The 17,426-nt window shown below is 68.4% G+C and carries 17 protein-coding genes; 9 read left to right on the top strand and 8 right to left on the bottom strand.

Annotated elements, in window-relative coordinates; genetic code table 11:
* Nucleotides 1-6: 6 nt before the first annotated feature.
* The 3 genes from OHB24_RS11440 to arfA form a co-directional block, all read right to left on the bottom strand.
* Nucleotides 7-870 carry a glycoside hydrolase family 43 protein gene (locus OHB24_RS11440; protein WP_327638950.1) on the bottom strand — a complete coding sequence of 288 codons (864 nt, stop codon included), beginning with the start codon at nt 868-870 and terminating at the stop codon, nt 7-9.
* Nucleotides 871-3,081, bottom strand: coding sequence for a family 43 glycosylhydrolase (locus OHB24_RS11435; RefSeq protein WP_327638949.1), 2,211 nt, complete (start codon nt 3,079-3,081; stop codon nt 871-873). It abuts the gene before it with no gap.
* Nucleotides 3,082-3,248: 167 nt separating this feature from the next.
* The gene (gene arfA, locus OHB24_RS11430; protein WP_327638948.1) at nt 3,249-4,748 is read right to left on the bottom strand and encodes an arabinosylfuranosidase ArfA; all 1,500 of its coding nucleotides are present in this window, start codon (nt 4,746-4,748) and stop codon (nt 3,249-3,251) included.
* 120 nt (nt 4,749-4,868) lie between these two features.
* On the opposite strand from arfA, the gene OHB24_RS11425 reads away from it, so the two are divergent.
* Complete coding sequence (locus OHB24_RS11425) at nt 4,869-5,867, top strand: LacI family DNA-binding transcriptional regulator (protein WP_327638947.1); 999 nt, start codon at nt 4,869-4,871, stop codon at nt 5,865-5,867.
* Here the strand turns inward: OHB24_RS11425 and OHB24_RS11420 are convergent.
* Nucleotides 5,864-7,006: an FAD-dependent oxidoreductase gene (locus OHB24_RS11420; RefSeq protein ID WP_327638946.1), complete on the bottom strand. Its 1,143-nt coding sequence runs from the start codon at nt 7,004-7,006 to the stop codon at nt 5,864-5,866. The two genes, OHB24_RS11425 and OHB24_RS11420, sit on opposite strands and share 4 nt — an antisense overlap.
* A gap of 85 nt (nt 7,007-7,091) precedes the next feature.
* On the opposite strand from OHB24_RS11420, the gene OHB24_RS11415 reads away from it, so the two are divergent.
* Complete coding sequence (locus OHB24_RS11415; RefSeq protein ID WP_327638945.1) at nt 7,092-7,652, top strand: TetR/AcrR family transcriptional regulator; 561 nt, start codon at nt 7,092-7,094, stop codon at nt 7,650-7,652.
* Here the strand turns inward: OHB24_RS11415 and OHB24_RS11410 are convergent.
* The 3 genes from OHB24_RS11410 to OHB24_RS11400 form a co-directional block, all read right to left on the bottom strand.
* Complete coding sequence (locus OHB24_RS11410) at nt 7,619-8,401, bottom strand: sugar phosphate isomerase/epimerase family protein (RefSeq protein WP_327638944.1); 783 nt, start codon at nt 8,399-8,401, stop codon at nt 7,619-7,621. The two genes, OHB24_RS11415 and OHB24_RS11410, sit on opposite strands and share 34 nt — an antisense overlap.
* 12 nt (nt 8,402-8,413) lie before the next feature.
* A complete protein-coding gene (locus tag OHB24_RS11405) occupies nt 8,414-10,465 on the bottom strand; it encodes a DUF4328 domain-containing protein (protein ID WP_327638943.1) in 2,052 nt (683 codons plus the stop codon).
* A gap of 229 nt (nt 10,466-10,694) precedes the next feature.
* The gene (locus OHB24_RS11400) at nt 10,695-11,363 is read right to left on the bottom strand and encodes a DUF4328 domain-containing protein (RefSeq protein ID WP_327638942.1); all 669 of its coding nucleotides are present in this window, start codon (nt 11,361-11,363) and stop codon (nt 10,695-10,697) included.
* 166 nt (nt 11,364-11,529) lie between these two features.
* Here OHB24_RS11400 and OHB24_RS11395 point away from each other — a divergent pair, with 166 nt between their 5' ends.
* Both OHB24_RS11395 and OHB24_RS11390 read left to right on the top strand, forming a co-directional pair.
* The gene (locus OHB24_RS11395; RefSeq protein WP_327638941.1) at nt 11,530-12,003 is read left to right on the top strand and encodes a methylated-DNA--[protein]-cysteine S-methyltransferase; all 474 of its coding nucleotides are present in this window, start codon (nt 11,530-11,532) and stop codon (nt 12,001-12,003) included.
* Between the two features lie 121 nt (nt 12,004-12,124).
* On the top strand, nt 12,125-12,439 hold the full coding sequence (locus OHB24_RS11390) for a hypothetical protein (RefSeq protein WP_327638940.1): 315 nt from the start codon (nt 12,125-12,127) through the stop codon (nt 12,437-12,439).
* An 83-nt stretch (nt 12,440-12,522) separates the two neighbouring features.
* On the opposite strand, the gene OHB24_RS11385 is transcribed toward OHB24_RS11390, so the two are convergent.
* Nucleotides 12,523-13,368, bottom strand: a complete 846-nt coding sequence (locus OHB24_RS11385) for a hypothetical protein (RefSeq protein ID WP_327638939.1) — start codon at nt 13,366-13,368, stop codon at nt 12,523-12,525.
* A gap of 239 nt (nt 13,369-13,607) precedes the next feature.
* On the opposite strand from OHB24_RS11385, the gene OHB24_RS11380 reads away from it, so the two are divergent.
* The 5 genes from OHB24_RS11380 to OHB24_RS11360 all read left to right on the top strand — a co-directional run bounded on the left by OHB24_RS11380 (nt 13,608) and on the right by OHB24_RS11360 (nt 17,253).
* Nucleotides 13,608-14,150, top strand: coding sequence for a peptidylprolyl isomerase (locus tag OHB24_RS11380; protein WP_442913965.1), 543 nt, complete (start codon nt 13,608-13,610; stop codon nt 14,148-14,150).
* A gap of 64 nt (nt 14,151-14,214) precedes the next feature.
* The gene (locus OHB24_RS11375) at nt 14,215-14,958 is read left to right on the top strand and encodes a rhomboid family intramembrane serine protease (protein ID WP_327638938.1); all 744 of its coding nucleotides are present in this window, start codon (nt 14,215-14,217) and stop codon (nt 14,956-14,958) included.
* Nucleotides 14,959-14,999: 41 nt separating this feature from the next.
* Nucleotides 15,000-15,518, top strand: coding sequence for a GNAT family N-acetyltransferase (locus OHB24_RS11370; RefSeq protein WP_327638937.1), 519 nt, complete (start codon nt 15,000-15,002; stop codon nt 15,516-15,518).
* A gap of 60 nt (nt 15,519-15,578) precedes the next feature.
* Complete coding sequence (locus OHB24_RS11365; protein ID WP_327638936.1) at nt 15,579-16,088, top strand: RNA polymerase sigma factor; 510 nt, start codon at nt 15,579-15,581, stop codon at nt 16,086-16,088.
* Entirely contained in the window at nt 16,081-17,253 is a 1,173-nt protein-coding gene (locus tag OHB24_RS11360) for a sialidase family protein (RefSeq protein ID WP_327638935.1), read from the top strand. The genes OHB24_RS11365 and OHB24_RS11360 overlap by 8 nt, the downstream gene beginning before the upstream one ends.
* Nucleotides 17,254-17,426 lie beyond the last annotated feature (173 nt).

Here is a 17,426-nt window from a genome sequence, read left to right as displayed (position 1 = left end):
AGATAGTTATGGGTTGTGTGCCAGGTGTGGTTGGACGATCGGGGTGTCGCCGTCCCAGGTCAGGTGCGAGAGCCACATGGTGCGGCCCTTCGGGTCGGTGCCGACCTGCGCGGGGTCCCAGGCGTGGTAGACGAACCAGTCGCCGAGCACCATGTTGTGTCCCGGCCCGGCAGCATCTGGGCTCGACTTCAGGATGGGGTCGCCGGTCTTCACACACGGACCGATCGGCGACTCGCACAGTGCATGGCCGACGGCGTACGTCGCCTTGTCGAACGCGTTGCCGGAGTAGAACAGATGGAACTTCCCGTTCCGCTCGACCATGTACGGCGCCTCGACCAGATCGCCCTCCCACGGCAGGTCCTGCTTGATCAGCCGATGCACCGGACCGGTCAGGGTGAGACCGTCCGCGGACAGCTCGGACACGTAGATCCAGGTGTCGACGCCGATCGCGTTGCCGTCGTTCTTCCAGTACAGCCAGCGCCGGCCGGTCGAGTCCTGGAACGGCGACGCGTCGATCGAGCCGCCCTCGTCGACCTGGCTGATCAGCGGCTTCATCGATTTGTCGACATATGGACCTGTGGGGGTGGACGCCACCGCGACGCCGACGGCCTGCCGATCCGCCGCCCGTGAGGTGTAGTACATGACGTACCGGTCGGGCGCGTGGACCGCGACCTCCGGCGCCCACACCCGCCCCGGGGACGTCCAGTCCGGCAACGACGGCAGCGCGTCACCCACCGCCTCCCACGACACCAGGTCGCGGGAGGTCAGCGTCTGCACGTTGCCCAGCGGACCGTTGGTCGCGAAGGCGTAGTAGTCGTTGCCGACCGCAATGATCTGCGGATCGGCGAAGCTGCCGTCGTAAACCTTCATCTACTCACTTTCGTAGAACTTCAGGTAGTCGAAAGTCGCGACCGGCGGCGGGTTCGCGCCCGTGAACTCACCGTGTGCATAGAGACCGATGCGAGCCGCTTCCGGCAGCACCCAGGACGCGCCCCAGGTCCAGTTCTTCCCGTCCACCGACGTGGCAGCGCGGTAGACGTGTTCACCGGCGGCGTTCTGGTGGTACGCGAGCCGCATCCACAACGTCGGCGCCGAGCGCCCGATCGCGGCCGCGCCGTACGACGTCGCGCCGTCCGACGGACGGGCCACGAGTTCCCGCCCGTACTCCGTCTGGCGGGTCTTCCAGATCGCGACGCTGCCGAGCCGGGCGAAGTCGCTGTCGTTCAGGTACGCGATCATGCCGGCCTGCTGGTAGTTGCGGACGTCGTCCTGGCCGGTGTCGAGGTGCAGTTTGGTCTCGGCGATCCAGCTGTTGCCGGCCGGTGTGGTGAGGAACAGCAACCCGGCGTTGTTCGACGAGCCGGTCATGTCGGCGTTCTCCAATGGCCACGACAACTTGCCGTCGGCAACGGTCGCCTTGTCGTCCTGACGGACCCACGACCAGTCCGCACCGAGCGGGCCGTTGAAGTCGTCGCCGGACAACAGGTCACCAGTCCGCGGTACGTCGGCCAACTTCGTCACCGGCTTCGCCACCGGACGGATCGTCAGGTTGTCCACCTCCGCCGACCCGAGCCACCGCACCGGCGCCGCCTTCAGCTTCAGCCCGGGCACCTCCAGCCGTGCCTCCGCGTAGACATCTCCGAGGCCGGCGTCGTTCAGTCGTGCTGTCACGGTTGATCCGGAGACCTGCACGGACAGCTTGTTCCACTGGGTGCGGTCGAAGTCGGGCGGCAGCTTCGCCGACGTCGTACGGCGGCCGACCGTCAGCGTCACGCGGTTGTTCGCGACAGTCGCCACGACCTGGTTGCCCAGGACCGTGGTGAAGGAGCTGCCCAGTCGGACATCCGCCTCTACTCGGAGCGAGCCGGCCGGTGCCGTGGCCCGGGTTTGAGCTGCGCGCTTGATGGTGGCGGTCGGTCCGCCAAGTGAGTCGCCTGGTTGTTTGGTGGCGCCTTGGATGCCTGAAGCCGGGTCGGTGGAGTCGATGCCCAGCGACGATCCGGTGGTCGGTGCCGGGACCGGGCCCTCGGAGGGGCCGAGGCCGGCGCGCGTGCGGGGCCAGCCGTTGATCCAGTCGATCTTGTCGATCAGCATCGGCCGCCGGTTGATCCCGAACGGGTTCGTCAGCCACGGAGTGCCGCGATCGATCGCGTGGTAGACGATGTGGTCCTGACCGGCCGCGTCGGTGATGAACGCGTGGTGGCCGGGGCCGATCCACTTGTTGCCGTTCTGCGTGATGACCGTCGTACCACCGACGCGGGAGTCGGTGAGCGCGGCGCCGTCGGCGTCGACGAACGGACCGCGTGGAGAGCGAGAGCGGCCGGCGAACACGGAGTACCCGGTGGTCGGGCCGGCACAGCAGTTCATCGACGAGCCCATGAAGTAGTACCAGCCGTCGCGGTAGACGACGTACGAGCCCTCGTAGCGGTCGCCGATGGTGACCTGCGTCGGTTCACCGACCGCGTGCATGCCGTCGGCGCTCAGTTCGGTGACGGAGATGCCACCGTAGAAACCGCCGTAGTACAGGTAGCGCTTGCCGTCCGCGGCGGTGAGCATGGCGGGGTCGATGGTGCCGTAGAACCCGCCGTTGCCGTCCGGTTTCGGAGTGACGACCGGGCCGCCGGTGGCGGTCCACGGGCCCGCTGGGGTCGGGGCGGTGGCCACACCGATCGCGGGATCGCCACCGGGGTTGGCCGCGGTGTCGGTGACGGTGAAGTACATGACGTAGTGACCGTCGAAGTACCGGATGTCCGGCGCCCAGAAGAACGACCCGGGTGCGGCCCAGGCCGGCTTCGTCTGGTCGTTGAAGACCGTGCCGAGGTACTCCCAGGAGCTGAAGTCCTTGGTCCGGGCCATGTGCATCAGGCCGAAGGGCCCGTTCGCCACCAGTGGATCGGAGGTGGCGTACGCGTACCAGTAGCCGTCGCGGCCCTGGATGATCGACGGGTCGGCGAAGGTGTCGGCGAAGCTGGAGCTGATGGCGTTGGTCGTGGTCACCACTGGTGCGGCCGTCGCAGCGGAGGTGCCGGCTGCGACGGCCGCCACAGTCAGGACTGCGGCAAGGAGTCGTTTCGAAGGCACGGGCGGGTCCCCTCTCGAATCAACTGCTAGAGGTCACGCGGATGGGTGGCGCCGTCGCGAGCGTCGTCCCGCGGAGTGCTGGGCAAGGCGGAGGAGGGAGACGGGACGGAGTCCCGGCGACCGACGACAACGCCGCCCAGTGCCCGCGGGACGGCGCGCAGCAGGCGTCACCCATCCGCGTGACCTCTTAGCTGGATCAGGTGCCACGATGCGGGCGGCAGCGTGGCACGGCAGACACCGTCGACGACCTCGGTGGCGTCGACGGTCCGGGGCTGCACCCGGTCCGGATCGTCCGCCGTGTTCACGGCGGAGCGGTCCTCGTCATAGATAGCCAGGTGCCGGACGACGCGCCCGGTCACCGGGATTTCCAGGTCGATCTTGTCGGTCTCGCTCCGGTTCACCACGAAGATCGCGGTCTCCCCGGTGCTCTCGTCGTACGTCGCTGTGCTCCAGAGGGCCGGGATCCGGCCGAAGGCGGTGGTGTCGAGCTCGGGGCCGCCGGTGATCGCGGTCCGCAGTACGGTCGGACCGGCGTACTGCGCGGTCAGGGCGAACGGGTAGAAGATCGTCTGCCGCCACGCGCGCCCACCGGGCTCGGTGCGGATCGGGCCGATCACGTTCACCAGTTGCGCGAGGCAAGCGATCTTCACCCGGTCGGCGTGCCGGAGCAGCGTGATCAGCAGGCTGCCGACGACCACCGCGTCGTCGACCGTGTAGGTGTCCTCGATGAGCGGACCGACCTCGCGGATCGGCAGGCCGAGCTCGCCGGGGAAGTGCTGCTGGTACCAGACGTTCCACTCGTCGAAGGACAGCGTCAGCTCCTTGTCGCTGCGCCTGAGCGCCTTCACGTGGTCGGCGGTCGCGATCACCGCGGTGATCATCCGGTCCATCTCCTCGGCGGCCGCCAGGAAACTCGCCTGGTCGCCGTCGCGCGGCTCGTAGTACGCGTGCAGGCTGATGTGGTCGACCAGGTCGTAGGTGCGCTCCAGGACGATGCGTTCCCAGTCGCCGAACGTCGGCATACCGGCGTTGCTCGATCCACAGGCGACCAGCTCGAGGCCGGGATCGACGCGGCGCATCGCGTTCGCGGTCTCCTCCGCGAGCCGCGCGTACTCCTCTGCGGTCTTGTGGCCGATCTGCCAAGGGCCGTCCATTTCGTTGCCCAGGCACCAGATCCGGATGTCGTGCGGCTCCGGGCTGCCGTTCGCGATGCGGCGATCGCCCAGCGCGGTGCCGGCCGGCAGGTTGCAGTACTCCAGCAGATCGACGGCCTCACGGATCCCACGGGTGCCGAGATTGACCGCCCAGATGGGCTGTACGTCGGCCTTGCGCGACCAGGCGACGAACTCGTCGGTGCCGAACTGGTTCGGCTCGATCGCCCGCCAGGCCAGGTCGAGCCGCCGCGGCCGCTTGTCCTTCGGCCCGACGCCGTCCTCCCAGTCGTAGTTCGAGACGAAGTTCCCGCCCGGGTAGCGGATCGCGGTCACGCCGAGCTCGCGGACCAGCGCGAGCACGTCCTCCCGGAACCCGTCCGCGTCGGCGGTGGGATGCCCAGGCTCGTAGATCCCGGTGTAGACGCAGCGCCCCATGTGCTCGACGAACGAGCCGAAGAGCCGGCGATCCACCGCACCGACCACGAACGCCGGATCCACGACGAGACGCGCCACCTCGACCTCCCTCGAACTGTTTACAACGTTTAACGTGGATGTCTACAACGATTGACAATCGGTGTAAAGGGCTGAGCAATGGCACACTCGGGCGACGGGACGGCGACAGGAGGTTCTCCGATGGCGACCAGGCTGAGCGACGTGGCCGCGCGGGCCGGTGTGTCGGTGAAGACCGTCTCGAACGTGATCAACGACTACCCGCACATCACCGCGCGCACCCGGGCCAAGGTCGAGGCCGCGATCGCCGCGCTGGACTACAAGCCGAACGTCAGCGCCCGCTCGCTGCGCAAGGGCCGCTCGGACTTCATCGCACTCGCCATCCCGGAGATGGGTTCGCCGTACTTCGCCGAGCTCGGAGCCGAGATCAGCCGGGCCGCGAAGCGTCGCGGGATCACCGTGCTGATCGACCAGACCGAAGGCGAGTCCGCCGCCGAGCGGTTCGTCCTGGACGGCATGCGCGGACAGTTGATCGACGGCATCATCTTCTCCCCGCTCGCCACCGCGCCGGCCAAGCTCACCTCAGCCGACACCGGGAAGCCGTTGGTCCTGCTCGGCGAACGACCGGCCGGCGGCCAGTTCGACCGCGTCGCGGTCGACTCGGTGCAGGCGTCGTACGACGCCACCACGCATCTGATCTCACTGGGCCGACACCGGATCGCGGCGATCGGCGTCGGCGGGACGAGTACCGGCGCGGTCCGGCGGAAGGGGTACCGGAAGGCGCTCAAGGGGGCCGGGATGCCGCACGACCCTGCGCTCGAGCTCGCCGCGACCGGGTACCACCGGCTCGACGGGGCCGCGTCGATGCGGGAACTGCTGGCACTGCCGGAGCCGCCGGACGCGGTGTTCTGCTTCAACGACCTGCTCGCCCTGGGCGCGCTACGGACGCTGGCCGACGCAGGCCTGCGCGTGCCGGAGGACGTTGCTGTGGTGGGCTTCGACGACATCGAGGACGGCCGGTACCACTCGCCGTCCCTGACCACGATCTCACCGGACAAGGAGTGGCTGGCCGACAACGCCGTCGCCCTCCTCCTCGATCGAATCGCCGGCAACGGCGGATCCACCCACCGCGACCTCACCGTCCCGCACACCTTGGAAATCCGCGAGTCGACCGGCGGTTAGCGCTCCGGGAAGCCGGCGAGTTGTTTCGCTAGGCCGTTTTGGGTCTTGCTTACTCTGCCTACGAGGGTGAGTACGGCGTTGCGTAGTGGGCGGATCGGGCGCGGGACGTTGGCGAGGCGGGTCAGGCGGTGTGCCAAGCCGATCACGCGGACCGCCTCTGCGCGGCTGTTCGTGGCGTATGCGTCGAGGCTCGACTCGTCTCCTGCGAGCGCGGTGGACAGCGCGTCCGCCAGAGTGACGGCGTCGCGTAGGCCGAGGTTCATGCCCTGGCCGCCGGCCGGGCTGTGCGTGTGGGCGGCGTCGCCGGCCAGCAGGACGCGGCCCGCGCGGTACGCGTCGGCGACCCGCTCGTGGATCCGGAACCGCGAACCCCAGACCACCTCGGTCACCTTCGGGTGCGCCTTGCGCGGACCACGGTCAGCCAGCAACCGCTGCGCGTAGGCGAGGTCGGGGTGCTCCGGTGCGTCGTGCATCTCCGCGACCAGGCGGAAGCTTCCGTCCGGCAGTGGCACCACCACGAGCAGTCCGGCGGAGGCGAAGTACAGCGCGACCTCGTCGACCGGCAGGCCGCCGTCGACGCGGACGTCGACCAGGCTGCAGGAGATCTGCAGGGTGTTGCCGGGCATCTTCAGGCCGGCGAGTTCGCGGATCGTGCTGTTCATGCCGTCGGCTGCCACCACGTACCGCGCCTTGATCACGTCGCCGCTGTCGAGCGTGACCTCGGCGCCGTCGGCGGTCTGGGTCAGGCCGGTTGCGGCGTACGGACGGAGTACTGAACCGCCGAGCTCCTCGAGGCGTTCGAGCAGCACCTGCTCGGTGACCGGCTGGGGGATCATCGTCACGAACGGGTAGTCGGTCGGCAGGTCCGCGAAGCCGACCGGGATCAGCTTGCGGTCGTCGGCGCGGATCGCGAAGTCCTCGAGCTCCAGGCCGAGGTCGACGAGCCGCTTGGTGACGCCGAGCTGCTCCAGCACCTCCAGCGTCCGCGGGTGGATGACGCACGCCCGTGAGGTGTTCGCCCCCGCGGCCAGCTGGTCGATGACCACTACGTCATGTCCGTGCAGCCGAAGCCCGACCGCCACCGCAAGCCCGACCGGACCCGCACCCACCACCACGATATCTGCCTGCTGGGGAATCATCGTCGCTCCTTTGTCAACATGTGTTGACTTTTAAGTTAGGGGTCGGGATGGGAAAAGTCAACAGGTGTTGGCATATGCTGCGGGTATGGCGGAGAAGAAGTCCGATCGGACCAGGGCGGCGATCCTCGCGGCGGCTCGCGAGCGGTTCGGCGCGGACGGGTACGAGCGGGCGACGATCCGGGCGATCGCGGCGGACGCGGCGATCGACCCGGCGATGGTGATGCGGTACTACGGCAGCAAGGAGAAGCTGTTCGCGGCGGCAGCCGAGTTCGATATCCGGTTACCGGACTTCGGCGACGTACCGCTGGAATCGCTGGGGGAGGTGCTCGCGCGGCACTTCCTGGAGCGCTGGGAGGTGGACGACTCGCTGCGGGTGTTGCTGCGGACCGCGGTCACCAACGAGGTCGCGGTCGAACGCATGCGCGGAATCTTCGCGGCGCAACTCGCGCCCACGCTACGGGTGCAGGCAGTCGACCAACCCGACGTACGGGCCGGTCTGGTCGCGAGTCAGGTGCTCGGCTTCGCGCTCTGCCGGTACATCCTCGGCTTCCCGCCGATCGCGACGATGCCCGACGACGAGGTGGTCGCCTGGCTCGGGCCGACACTGGCCCGCTACTTGACCTCGCCGGCCCCCAGCCAGGTGTGAACGGCAGGCAGCGTTTCCGCCAGCGACGGGAGCTGCGGGTGCCACTTGAGCTCCCACTCGAGTGAGAGCGGGTAGTCGGTGCCGTCGAGCACCGTGAGCAGCTCCTGGATCGGGAAGTCGCCGGCGTCGATCGCGACCGGGCGGTAGTCCTGCTGCGAGTCGGCCTGCTTGAACTGGACGAGCTCGAGCCACGGGCGCAACAGGGCGAACGACTCGGCCAGGGTCTCGCCGTGCGACCAGGTGTGCGACGTGTCCCAGAGTGCCTTCACGTTGTGGCCGGGGACGTCGGTGTCGAGCAGCGCACAGAGCGCGGCGACCTGCCGGGCGGTCGAGTGCGAGTCGTGCGTCTCCAGCAGGATCGGGACGTCCTTCGGTGCGGTCGTCAGGCGGTCGAGCGCGCGGATCTCACCGGCGCTCGGGCCGTCCGGCGTACCCTCACCGGGATCGTCGCCGGGGAACACACGGACGCCGAGGGCGCCGAGATCCGCGGCGAGTTCGAGGTGCTCCTCGAGCGGCTGGTCCTCGACCGCGCAGAGCTTCACGTAGCTGCTGACCGCGAAGACCTCCAGGCCGGCGTCCTCGATCCGGGTCCGCAGCTCACGGCGCTGCGTCGCCGACAGGCCGGTGTTCGTGAACTCGTCCGGCGCGGCCCGTAGCTCCAGACCGGTGAATTTGTTGCCCTGGGCAAGCGCCAGGACATCTTCGAGCGGGGCTCCGGGGCAACCGAGGGTGGCGAATCCTAGACGCATACAGCTATCTGATCAGATCCAGCGGCCACGGCGCGGCTGGGTCCGCGGACTGGTCGGCTGCTCGGGCTCGGTCGGCTGCTGCTCGTGCTGCTCGTACGGCGTCTGCTGCTGGTACTCGGTCTGCTCCGGCTCCGGCGAGTACTGCGACCCGTACGACTCGGTGGCGTAGTTCGGGCTGTAGGTCTCGTAGGACTCGGTGCTGGTGTACTCCGAGCCGCCGTTGCTGCCGTTGCTGTTGTAGGCGTCGTACTCGTAGTTGCTCGAGTTGTAGGACTCGGAGTTGTACGACGACGCGTAGTCCGAGGTGTACGACGTCTCCTGGCTCGAGTAGCTGTCACCGGAGGAGTACGTCGGCTCCGGACCGTACGACGGCACCGGCGGGAGCGGCTTCGACGGGGTCAGGAAGTCGTCCTGCTCCTGGTAGCTCGGGGCCGGCGCCGGCTCGTAGTAGCCGGACGACGCGGACACGTGCGACGACGGCTGCGTGTGCTCGGACTGCCCGTAGACGTTGTGGTCCGAGTACGACGAGTAGGTCTCTTCCTCGGCGGCGTGCGTCGAGGGGTTCGGCACCGCCGGCTGGATCGCCGACGGGCTGTCGACCGCGACCCGAGCGGCCCGGCGGCCAGCGCGCGCAACAGGGGCGGGCTCAGGCTCGGGTGCGGTCTGCGCCTCCACAGGGGAGGCCGTCGAGGTGAGGTAGTCGGACTCGTACGAGTACGGCTCGGAGTAGCGCGCCGCCCACGGCTGCTCGGCGGGCTGCGGCTGGGGCTGCGGTTCCGGCTCGGGCTGGTAGGCGTACGGGTCGGGCTGTACGACGGTCATCGGGGCGGCCTCGTCGCGCCAGCTGCTCGTCGTGCTCGTCGTACCCAGCACGTCCGCGGTGACCGAGCTCCGGTAGTCCTCCCAGCTCTGCTGCGGCGCCTCGTACGTCGTCTCCTCGACCGGCTTCTCGTCCCGCCAGGTCTCGATCGGGTTGAACTGCTCGGTCGCCGGACCGGCCTCGTCGTCCTGCCAGTTCTCGACACCCGGGGCGAACGGGCTCCACTTCGGTGCGTCGCCCGACGCCGGGCCACCGGCGAACGCGGCCGGAGCGGCAGCGCCGTCACCCGGGAAGCCCTGCGGCGCGAACGGGTTCTGTACGGGCGCCTGCGGTGCCGGGGCCGGTGTCGGAGCGAACGGGTTGCCCGCCTGCGCGGCACCGGCCATCTCCAACTGCGGCTCGCGGACCAGACCCAGCGAAGGTCCGGCGGCGATCGGCTCGGAGATCGCCGGCTGCTCGTCGGTGTCGTCGTTCGCGTACGACGGAACCTGCGTCACCTCGTACGACGGGACGGCGCTGAGCTTCGGGCCCTGGTCCCACCACGGCACCCACCGGCGCGTGGTCTGCATGTGGTTGATCTTGCGGATCACCATCGTCGCGGCGACCGCGGAGACGACCGTCAGCACGAGGGACGCTGTACCGGCCAGGGCGATACCGCGCAGCGATCCGACGGTGGCTTCCATCCACATCAGGAACCGGCGGACCACCACGTCGAACGCGAGAGCGCCGATCCAGGCGACCCACCACACGGAGGTGAGGGTCGGCGTCCTGAACCGGCGCAGGTCATCGCTGTACACGGGGGTCTTCGGGTCGCTGGCGAGCCAGACGTCGTCGACGATCTGCTTCGGGTACCAGAGGTTCGGGCCGGGGCAGAACCAGCTCGCCAGCACCCAGCCGTGGCTGCGGCGGTGGTCGGCCTGGCAGAACACCTCGGAGTTGACCCGGGCCCGCCACAACCAGATGACGAAGACGACCGCGGCGGCGACCGAGATGATCACGTTCGGAATCGCAGTGACCTTGGCGATCGCGTCGGCGCGGTTCAGGTCCGCGTCGTCGACGTTCGGCATCCCGCCGAGGTAGCGGTGCACAACGGAGTACGTGTTCCAGTCGGACCAGGTGGACAACAGGTGGGTGACCGTCGACGCCCCGAGCAGTCCGATGGCGATCTTCCCGACCGTCCCGACCTGCTGGAACTCCTCAGCCGCGTGCGGCTGCCACTCTTCCTGATCCTCGACAGCAGTCATCAATGCCTGCGGGTGGCTCACGTCTCGCGTCCCTCGCGTTGCTGGAACTCCGTCGTCTGTTCGGCGTTTCTGCCTGGCCCTGCCCCCGCGTGACCGAGCCACATTGATACCACGAAGTAGGTATGCCAGGGCAGTCGGCCCCAGCACGGAGGGTGTCGACTTAACGTGTTCTTTTCGTACGCCCATCACCAGTGGTAACGAGGGAGAAGACGGGGCGTGACGGTTTGGTTTACCGCGCAGGTGGTTGGAAGCCACTGTGCGGTGTCCCGACCGCCCACCACGGCACCCACGGACGCATGCTCTGAAGCTCGTCGATCCGCTGGATCAGGATGACTGCGAGCACGGCCGCGCCGGTGGTGAACAGCGCCGAGACGGAGGACAGTATGACGTTCGTCCGCAGGTCTCCCAGCTGCGACGCGCCGACGAGAACACCTCTTTGCACGATGTTCCCGGTGACCAGGCCGGCCACCCAGCTCAGCCACCAGGCCCAGACCAGATGCGTGCCCGGAACGTTCTTGAGCAGCGGGGTCAACGGATCGGTCCGCGGGTCGCTGGCCGCGACCACGTCGTCGACGACCTGCTTCGGGTACCAGAGGTTCACCACCGGGACGAGCCAGCACCCGAGCACCCAGCCGCGGGTGAACCGGTGCTCGCCGCGGCAGAACATCTCCGCGTTCCAGCGGACCCGCCACAGCCAGACGATGAACACCACCGCGGCCGCGAGCAGTGCGAGCGCGGCGACGATCCCGAGCGAGCCGGAGATCAGGTCCGCCTCGGCCTGTTTGTCCGGGTCGCCGCCGTACACCTTGCGGGTCCGGTACAGGTTCCAGTCCGACCACGCGGTCGACCACGTGGTGACGGTGACGAGTCCGATCAGGACCGACGCAGAGATCCCCATGGCCCGCTCGGAACTGAACCACCGGTCCTGCGGTACTTGCGACGCCCGGCTCGGCATGGATCAGACATAGCACAACAGGGCGTGACCGAGCGAGAACATGACGTCGCGGCCGCTCCGTGGCGCATTTCTGCCAGAAACTGTCGGTGGGGATAGGGAGGATGGTCGTATGGAATGGTCCGTGGTCGACTCGCCGATCGGCGACCTCACGCTCGCGGTGGACGAGACCGGGCTCTGCCGGCTGCACTTCGGGACGACCGACCGGCCGCTCGGCAATGACCCGCTGCTGACCGAGGCCGCCGAGCAACTGAAGGCGTACTTCGCCGGAGAGCTCCAGGAGTTCACGCTGCCGCTGTCGGTGCGCAGCGGCTCCGACTTCGAGCGCGCGGTCTGGACCCAGCTCACCCGGATCCCGTACGGCGAGATGCAGACGTACGGCGACGTCGCGAAGATCGTCGGCGACGCAGGCGCTGCCCGCGCCGTCGGTACGGCGTGCAACCGGAACCCGATCGCGATCGTCGTCCCCTGCCACCGGGTGGTCGGCGCCGGCGGAAAGATGGTCGGTTTCGGCGGCGGGATCCCGACCAAGCGGCACCTGCTCGAACTCGAGGCCCGGGTCACCCTCGAGACCCTCTGGACCTGAGACCTGACGAAGATCTGACACTCAGCAGGGCCGAATCGAGGCGCGGTGGCCACGCCTGGGCACTAACGTTTGAAGCGAACGATTAAGGCGTCCTCCCACCTGCCTTGGAAGACACATATAAATGAACAAAGCCCGCACCACTGACCACCACCACCCCGACCTCAGTGCCTTGATGAACAAGAGCGCCGAGGAATGGTCCGCCCCCGAGATCCAGGACGCCGCCCGCGCGGCGCTGAAGATGCACGCTCCGGACCGGGAGCCGTTGACCTGGACCAAGCGCCTCAAGGTCGTCCCCTGGCTGCACCGCAACGACGCGGTCTGCCTGAGCTGCGGCGGTACCTACCCGTGCATCACGCACCGGTACGCCACCCAACTGCTGTCCGCCGGCCGTTACACGATCGCGAAGTCCGACGACCAGGAACCACAGGTCAACTGACGTCGTTCGCGCAAGGCGACGTCCGGACAGACGAAGGTCCCGAACCCCAGCCGGGGTTCGGGACCTTCGCCGTTGCGGTGGTGTCAGGAGTCGCTGGGCTTGGAGTCTCCCGAGCCCGTCGACTTCCTGGTGGTGGTCCTCTTCGTGGCGCCGTTCGAGGCGGCCTTCACCTCGTCCTTGGCCGCTTCCGGCTTGGTCTCCGCCTTCGGAGCCTCGGCCTTGGGACCGTCGGCCTTCGGACCGTCCGTCTTCGGGCCTTCGGTCTTGGGCGCGTCTGTCTGTGCGGTGTCGGCCTCCGGCTTGGCGTCGGTCTTGCCGTTGGACGACGGGGTGTCGGTCGGGCGCGACGACGTACCCGCCGGGGCGGAGCTGTAGTCGCGACCGCTGGTCGGCGTGGACTGCCAGGCCGGCTCCGGCGGCGTCAGCAGCTTCTTGACTGCTGCCGCGGCCAGCGCACCGAGACCCAGGAACAGCACCACGTTGCGGAGCTTGTGGCTCTTCTTCGGCAGGTCGAGCTCACCCTTCAGCGCGGCCTTGGTGGCCTTGCCCCGGCGGGCGGTCTCCTCGACGACCGGTTCGGCGGCGGCTGCCAGGGTCGCCAACGCGGCGGTCACCTTCGGCAGTACGTCGTCGTTCAGCCGCTCACGGGCCTTCTCGGCTGCGTGCTCGGTGGCCGGACCGACCTTGGCGAGCGCGTCGTCGAGCACCGGACCGGCCTTCTCCACCGCTTGATGGGCCAGATGTGCGCCCCGCTCGACAGCTTTCTCGGCGTACGGCGACACCTTCTCCCGTGCGGTGCCCACAGCCGGCCCGAGGTGGTCACGGACCTGGCCTACGGCCGGTCCGAACTTCTCCGACGCCGACTCGGCGAGTGGCCTGACCCGGTCCTTCGCGACCTCGACCCGGCCCTTGGACTTCCTCAAACCCACGGTTCCCTCCTCGGTGCCGCCCGCCCCGCGGACAGCTCTCCCGCCCATCGGCGACATGGGCTCTTTCTGGTGACGACTCTGGACAAACCCGGCTTCATCTGCATCGTACGACGTCCTGAGCCGATAACCCTGTGCCCCCACCGCACTCTCCGTACACATCCGCGTCAATGCCAGGGTTCTTGGACCGACATGACAGGATCGAGGGGTAAGCCGTAGTGATCCGACTAGGAGTGACTCCCGTGGCCGAAGAGCTGTACGCGACCCTGCAGACGAACAAGGGCGACGTCGTCATCAGGTTGTTCCCCAACCACGCGCCGAAGACGGTGGACAACTTCGTCGGCCTGGCCGAGGGCACCAAGGAGTGGACCGACCCGGAGACCGGACAGCCGGTCACCAAGCCGTTCTACGACGGCCTCGGCTTCCACCGGGTGATCGACGGGTTCATGATCCAGGGCGGCTGCCCGCTCGGCACCGGCACCGGCACGCCCGGGTACCAGTTCGACGACGAGATCCACCCGGAGCTCCAGTTCGACAAGCCGTACCTGCTCGCGATGGCGAACGCCGGCATCCAGTTCGGCCACGGCACCAACGGTTCGCAGTTCTTCGTGACCGTGGTCCCGACGCCGCACCTGAACCGCAAGCACACGATCTTCGGTGAGGTCGCCGACGACGACTCGAAGAAGGTCGTGGACGCGATCGCCACCGCCGACACGGCGCCCGGCGACAAGCCGCTCGAGCCGATCGTGATCAGCAAGGTCGTCGTCGAGCGCAAGAACGCCTGATTTTCCGAGCGGGGCCGGGGCGCGCGCCCCGGCCCCGCTCTCTCATTGGAGGGACGCAACCCGCGTGACCGAGACCGTCTGCTACCGGCACCCGGATCGGCCCGCCGGGGTGCGCTGCCAGCGCTGCGACCGGCCGATCTGCCCGGCGTGCATGAACAATGCCGCCGTCGGCTTCCAGTGCCCGAACTGTTTCAACGAGGGCGTCCGCTCGGTTCCGCGGACCCGTACGTCGCTCGGCGGCATCCAGCGCGCCGGCAGCCAGCAGGTCGTCACCTACACGTTGCTGGCGCTGAACGTCCTGGTCTTCATCGCGGTCCGCACGGGCAGCCCGCGGCTCCTCAGCGACCTGGTGATGGTCCCGGTGCTGACCGAGAGCGAGCCGTGGCGACTGCTCACGTCGGCGTTCACGCACGTGCAGTTCTTCCACATCTTCTCGAACCTGTTCATGCTCTGGCAGCTAGGTCCGCCACTGGAACAGATGCTCGGCCGGCTCCGGTTCACGGTCCTCTACCTGCTGTCCGCGCTCGGCGGCGGTATCGCGGTCTGGTTCCTGTCGTCCCCCGGCGGCGCGACCCTCGGCGCCTCCGGCGCAGTCCTCGGCCTGGTCGGCGCCCTCCTGGTGATCAGCCGCGCCCGCGGCGGGGACATCACCTGGATCATCATGTACGTCGCCGTCACCGCCTTCCTGTCCTTCGCCATCCCCAACGTCTCCTGGCAAGGCCACCTCGGCGGCTTCGTAGTAGGCGCCGCAGTCGCCTGGATCTACCTCCGGCTCTCGGACCAACGCCGCAACAAACAGTCCGCCTAAATGGTTCGTCTGGCGGGCTGCCGGGGGTGAAGATGAGCGCGATGACTACTTCTTCTCCCCGGCCGGTTCGCTTCGTCGAGATGACCGGTAGCGCGATGACCGCGTTGCTGGCCGACGATCGTTCCGCGGCACAGACCGAGCTCGGTTTCCAGCTCGGTGACGAGTTCCTCAGTGACAGGGCCAAGTGGCTCTGGCAGTACCGCCTCGATCAGCTGGAGCGCGATCCCAGCACGTTCGGGTGGCTCGTCAAGCTCGCCGTGGCTGACGGGACCGTGGTCGGGTACGCCGGTTTCCACGGTCCGCCCGACGAGGCCGGCATGGTGGAGATCGGCTACACGGTCGACCCGCCGTACCGGCGACAGGGTTTCGCCAAGGCGATCGTGACCGCGCTGCTGGAACGTGCGGCGTCCGAACCCGCAGTACGGACCGTCCGGGCCACGATCAGCCCCACCAACCAGGCCTCGCTGGCCACCATCGCCGGCTTCGGCTTCGTCGAGAACGGCGAACAGTGGGACGAGGAGGACGGCCTGGAGCTGATCTTCGAACGCCCCAGCCGCTGATGCAACCAGAACCTCCCGCCAGGACTCGTGCAGGCAAAGGGTCCGATCTGGGGAGTGGTGATGGCTGACGGCGACACGGTGCGCGAGCTGTACGAGGGGTGTTACCGGCGGCTGGTCGGGCAACTGTTCGCGATCTGCGGGAACCTGGGCGAGGCCGAGGACGCCGTCCAGGAGGCGTTCGTCCGGGCGGTCGAGAAACCTCGGCGGCTCGCCCAGCTCGACAGCCCGGAGGCGTGGCTGCGCACAGTCGCGCTGAACGTCGTACGCCGGCGCTACCGCCGCGCGACCCGATTCCACGGATTGCTCTCCCGGGCAGGTGCTCCCGAGACCACGATGGCCGGGCTGTCCGCGGACCGGGTCGCTTTGGTCGAGGCCCTGCGGCAGCTCCCCTACGAGCAGCGCGAGGCGATCGTCCTGCACCACATCGTCGATCTGCCGGTGCGTGAGATCGCCGTACAGCTGGGTGTTCCGGAGGGGACCGTCAAGGCTCGCCTCTCCCGAGGCAGGTCCCGCCTGGCCCCGCTGGTCCGGGAGTTCGCCGACGACGCCGAGGAGGTCAACCATGTCTGAGCTGAAAGAACTGTCGTGGGACGCGCAGAAGACCGTCCAGCCGGTGCCCTTCGAGGCTCTGGAGCGCCGTGGCATCCGGCGCCGTCACCGTCGGCAGGCGCTGACCGGCGCGGGAGTCATTGCGGCGGTGACGGCCGCAGTGGTGGCTGCCGTGCTGCCGCTCGGGAACGTGACCGGTACCGAGAAGCCGCCGGCCGCCGGCACCGCGTCGATCCCGGTCGACCAGGCGGCCGAGAAGCTGGTCCGCGACAAGAAGTCGGGCATGGCCGGCATCGCGTTCGCGACACCGGCACGCTGGGCCTCGGTGTGGTCGTCACCCCAGCCGGGATACACCTTCAACTACGCCGCGGTGCTGAGCCGCGACGGCGTACGGACCACCGCTCCGGTACGCAAGAACCAGTACGTCGTGCTGCAGGCCGGTGACGACGTTCTGGCGCTGTCGATGCCGACGAGCATGAAGGGCAGCGATCCGACCTGGGCCCAGTCGGTGATGGTCCGCCTGACGAACCAGGGCCGGGTCGAGAAGAAGCTGCGTTGGGCTCCGCCGACCAGCGAGTTCGCCGACGGCGACGTGCTGCTGGCGTACGGCACGCTGCGGGCGCTGAATCTGGAAACCGGCACCCTGCGGGAGGTGAAGGTCCCCGGGATCGACAACGCCTACCAGCCGCAACGCGACACCACCGGACGATGGTGGCTGGTCGGCGCCAAGAACAGCGGCGTCGGCAACATCTACTGGACCGACGACCACGGCAAGAACTGGGGTCACTCCGTCATCAGCCAGGGCCGGATGGGCGGCGAACTGGGAGTCAGCCCTGACGGCAAGACGCTGGTGGCGATCCCGGGCAGAAAGCCCGACAGGATGGAGGACCCGGTGCCGCTGCGGTTGTCCACCGACCGCGGCGAACACTGGACGACAGTGGCCACCCGGGCCGCCCCGTACCTCTCGTCTCCCGTTGCCTTCGACAACGGCACCGGGCTTGCGCTCTTCCAGGGCAAGAAGCGCGAACTCCTCCGGCCCGGTGCCGGTTCGCCGTTCACACCGCCGGCCGATCTGGGCGAGCTGACACGAGAAGGCGAGCTCGTCTACGGGAAGCAGTACAACGGCAACCAGGTCATCACCAGCGCCGATCACGGCAAGACCTGGAGGTACTTCGAGCCTCGCTAGGGGGAGCGGCCTAGGCCACAACTTTCGCTCAGTTGGATAAAAGCTGATGACAACCGGGGTGGCGGACTCGTCTAATCAAGTGACGTCCCGACGGGGGACCGAGTTGGTTAGGACATCGGTATGAGCCCACGTGCAGTGGACAAGCGAGCCCGGCCCGGTAACGAGCATCAGGT

The organism is Kribbella sp. NBC_00482 (assembly GCF_036013725.1).
In the GTDB taxonomy this organism is placed as follows: Bacteria; Actinomycetota; Actinomycetes; order Propionibacteriales; family Kribbellaceae; genus Kribbella.
The sequence above is the reverse complement of the archived record's forward strand: the minus strand, read 5'-3'. Positions and strand labels throughout refer to the sequence as shown.

What these genes read in the sequence shown, in the direction of transcription:
- OHB24_RS11440 (WP_327638950.1), bottom strand. Translation starts at nt 870, where the DNA reads ATGAAGGTTTACGACGGCAGCTTCGCCGATCCGCAGATCATTGCGGTC.
- OHB24_RS11425 (WP_327638947.1), top strand. Translation starts at nt 4,869, where the DNA reads ATGGCGACCAGGCTGAGCGACGTGGCCGCGCGGGCCGGTGTGTCGGTG.
- OHB24_RS11420 (WP_327638946.1), bottom strand. Translation starts at nt 7,006, where the DNA reads ATGATTCCCCAGCAGGCAGATATCGTGGTGGTGGGTGCGGGTCCGGTC.
- OHB24_RS11415 (WP_327638945.1), top strand. Translation starts at nt 7,092, where the DNA reads ATGGCGGAGAAGAAGTCCGATCGGACCAGGGCGGCGATCCTCGCGGCG.
- OHB24_RS11410 (WP_327638944.1), bottom strand. Translation starts at nt 8,401, where the DNA reads ATGCGTCTAGGATTCGCCACCCTCGGTTGCCCCGGAGCCCCGCTCGAA.
- OHB24_RS11405 (WP_327638943.1), bottom strand. Translation starts at nt 10,465, where the DNA reads ATGACTGCTGTCGAGGATCAGGAAGAGTGGCAGCCGCACGCGGCTGAG.
- OHB24_RS11400 (WP_327638942.1), bottom strand. Translation starts at nt 11,363, where the DNA reads ATGGGGATCTCTGCGTCGGTCCTGATCGGACTCGTCACCGTCACCACG.
- OHB24_RS11395 (WP_327638941.1), top strand. Translation starts at nt 11,530, where the DNA reads ATGGAATGGTCCGTGGTCGACTCGCCGATCGGCGACCTCACGCTCGCG.
- OHB24_RS11390 (WP_327638940.1), top strand. Translation starts at nt 12,125, where the DNA reads ATGAACAAAGCCCGCACCACTGACCACCACCACCCCGACCTCAGTGCC.
- OHB24_RS11370 (WP_327638937.1), top strand. Translation starts at nt 15,000, where the DNA reads ATGACTACTTCTTCTCCCCGGCCGGTTCGCTTCGTCGAGATGACCGGT.
- OHB24_RS11365 (WP_327638936.1), top strand. Translation starts at nt 15,579, where the DNA reads ATGGCTGACGGCGACACGGTGCGCGAGCTGTACGAGGGGTGTTACCGG.
- OHB24_RS11360 (WP_327638935.1), top strand. Translation starts at nt 16,081, where the DNA reads ATGTCTGAGCTGAAAGAACTGTCGTGGGACGCGCAGAAGACCGTCCAG.